General features: G+C 58.4%; 3 protein-coding genes. All 3 read right to left on the reverse strand.

Going from position 1 to position 2,988, the window contains the following annotated elements; genetic code table 11:
- The 3 genes from folD to ACR0M2_RS20625 are packed head-to-tail and all read right to left on the reverse strand — an operon-like array spanning position 1 to position 2,984.
- On the reverse strand, positions 1 to 891 hold the full coding sequence (gene folD / locus ACR0M2_RS20615) for a bifunctional methylenetetrahydrofolate dehydrogenase/methenyltetrahydrofolate cyclohydrolase FolD (protein ID WP_170507897.1): 891 nt from the start codon (positions 889 to 891) through the stop codon (positions 1 to 3).
- Between the two features lie 53 nt (positions 892 to 944).
- Complete coding sequence (locus tag ACR0M2_RS20620) at positions 945 to 1,250, reverse strand: chorismate mutase (protein WP_170352146.1); 306 nt, start codon at positions 1,248 to 1,250, stop codon at positions 945 to 947.
- Positions 1,251 to 1,307: 57 nt separating this feature from the next.
- Positions 1,308 to 2,984, reverse strand: a complete 1,677-nt coding sequence (locus ACR0M2_RS20625; RefSeq protein ID WP_170352147.1) for a formate--tetrahydrofolate ligase — start codon at positions 2,982 to 2,984, stop codon at positions 1,308 to 1,310.
- Positions 2,985 to 2,988 lie beyond the last annotated feature (4 nt).

Here is a 2,988-nt window from a genome sequence, read left to right on the forward strand (position 1 = left end):
TCAAGCTGTCAGGCCTTCGGGCTCTGGCAAGGCATTGGCGCGGCAGCAGGCCGTCAGTGTGTTGGCCAGCAGGCAGGCGATGGTCATTGGTCCGACGCCACCGGGCACGGGTGTGATTGCTCCGGCGCGTTCGGCCGCGCTGGCGTAATCTACGTCACCAACCAGCTTGTTCTTGCCGTCCCGTTCAATTCGGTTGATGCCTACATCGATGACCGTGGCACCTTCCTTGATCCAATCGCCCGGAATCATCTCGGGGCGGCCAACGGCAGCGACAACGATGTCTGCGCGGCGGACAACTTCCGGCAGGTCCTTGGTGCGACTGTGTGCGATGGTCACGGTGCAGCTGTCACCCAGCAACAACTGCGCCATCGGCTTACCCACGATATTCGATCGGCCCACAACAACCGCATCCATTCCCGAGAGCGAGCCATGGTAGTCGCGCAGCATCATCAAACACCCCAGCGGCGTGCAAGGCACCATCGACTTCTGCCCGGTACCCAGCAGTCCCACGTTCGAGATGTGGAAACCATCAACGTCCTTGGCCGGGTCAATCGAGTTGATCACCAGATCTTCGTTCAGGTGTTTGGGCAGGGGCAACTGCACCAGAATACCATGCACGGCTGGGTCGTTGTTCAGCTTGTCGATCAACGCCAGCAGATCTTCTTCGGACGTGTCGATGTCCAGCTTGTGCTCGTACGAGTTCATGCCGACCTCGACGGTCATCTTTCCCTTGGACCGCACATAAACCTGGCTTGCCGGGTCTTCGCCTACCAGAACCACGGCCAGGCCGGGGGTGATGCCGTTTTCTTCTTTCAGCTTTGCGACCTGGTCGGCCACCTGGCCGCGTACTTTTGCGGCAAAGGCCTTACCGTCGATAACCTGCGCTACCATCCTTTGATCCCTTCTTTTCAAAAACGGATCGGGCGCACAAAGCGCCCGGTTCTTCATTCGGGGCCGAGCACGCGTTCTTCGCGGGCAATCGACCAGTCAATCAAGATGCGCCAAAGCTTCTCGGCAAGATCGGGGTCCATGCCCAACTCGTCGGAACTTGTGCGCACGCGCTGCACCACATCTTCGACACGATCCGGAATTCGGGCGGGTAGCCCCTCGCCGGGTTTCAACTGAGACGCACGATCTATGTAAGTTGCGCGCGCCACCAACATTTCAATCAATTGGCGATCCAGCTTGTCGATCTGAACCCGCAATTCCCGCATCGAGTGGCAGTCCTGCGGCGGTATCAGAGTGGGCATTTCAATCTCCTGCGGTCCGGGGATACCCCCGGACCACGAGATGTATCATTCGAGCGCTTAGAACAAGCCCTCGATCTCACCTGCGTCATTGAGGCAGATGGATTCCGCAGCCGGTTTGCGTGGCAGGCCAGGCATGGTCATGATCTCGCCGCAGACAACCACGATGAACCCGGCACCTGCCGACAGGCGAACCTCACGCACCGGAACCGAGTGGCCGGTGGGCGCGCCGCGCAGGGTCGGATCAGTCGAGAAGCTGTATTGCGTCTTGGCCATGCAGACCGGTAGATTACCGTATCCGGCCTCTTCCCATTCGCGCAACTGGTTGCGGATTTTGTTGTCGGCCAGAACCTCGTCAGCGCGGTAGATACGCTTGGCGATGGTTTCGATCTTTTCGAACAACGGCATTTCGTCGGGGTAGATCGGTGCAAAGTTCGCAGCACCATTTTCGACGATTTCCACAACTTTCTCAGCCAGAGGCGCAGAACCGTCTGAACCGAGCTCCCAGTGACGCGACAAAACTGCTTCGACACCATGTTCGGCGCAGTAATCCTTGACGGCCTGCACTTCGTCATCGGTGTCGGTGACAAAGTGGTTGATGGCGACAACAACGGGCACGCCGAAGGATTTCACGTTCTCGATGTGACGGCCCAGGTTGGCACAGCCCGACTGAACCGCGTCGACGTTTTCGGCACCCAAATCGGCTTTGGCAACACCGCCGTTCATCTTCATCGCGCGCACGGTGGCGACCAGAACAACTGCCGACGGAGCAATACCCGCCTTACGGCACTTGATATTCATGAACTTCTCGGCACCCAGATCAGCACCAAAACCCGCTTCGGTGACAACATAATCGGCCACTTTCAGAGCGGTTTTGGTCGCGATGACCGAGTTACAGCCGTGTGCGATGTTCGCGAAAGGACCACCATGGACAAAGGCCGGGTTGTTTTCCAGCGTTTGCACCAGATTCGGCTGCATCGCGTCTTTCAGCAGAACGGTCATTGCGCCTTCGGCCTTGATGTCGCGGCAGTAAACCGGGGTCTTATCGCGGCGATAGGCCACAATGATGTCACCCAGACGCTTTTCCAGATCTTTAAGGTCGGTGGCCAGACAGAGGATCGCCATGACCTCGGACGCCACGGTGATGTCAAAGCCGGTTTCACGCGGGAAACCGTTCGACACACCACCCAAGCTGGCGGTGATCTGACGCAGCGCACGGTCGTTCATGTCGACCACACGACGCCACGCAACGCGACGAATGTCGATCTCGCACTCATTGCCCCAGTAGATGTGGTTGTCGATCATCGCCGACAGCAGCGAGTGGGCCGAGGTGATGGCGTGGAAGTCACCTGTGAAGTGCAGGTTCATTTCCTCCATCGGAACAACCTGCGCGTAACCGCCACCCGCAGCACCACCCTTCATCCCGAAGTTCGGGCCAAGCGAGGCTTCGCGGATACAGATCATCGCGTTTTTGCCGATGCGGTTCAGGCCATCGCCCAGACCGACGGTGGTGGTGGTCTTACCTTCACCCGCAGGGGTCGGGTTGATCGCGGTCACCAGAATCAGTTTGCCGTCTTCACGACCTTGAACCGAGTTGATGAAGTCCTGGCTGACCTTCGCCTTGTCGTGGCCGTAAGGCAGCAGATCGTCACTGGAGATGCCAATTTTCGCACCGATTTCCTGAATCGGCTTCTTGTTCGCCTCACGGGCGATTTCGATGTCGGATTTGTAGCTCATTGGG

This window comes from Ruegeria sp. BE10, assembly GCF_056538905.1.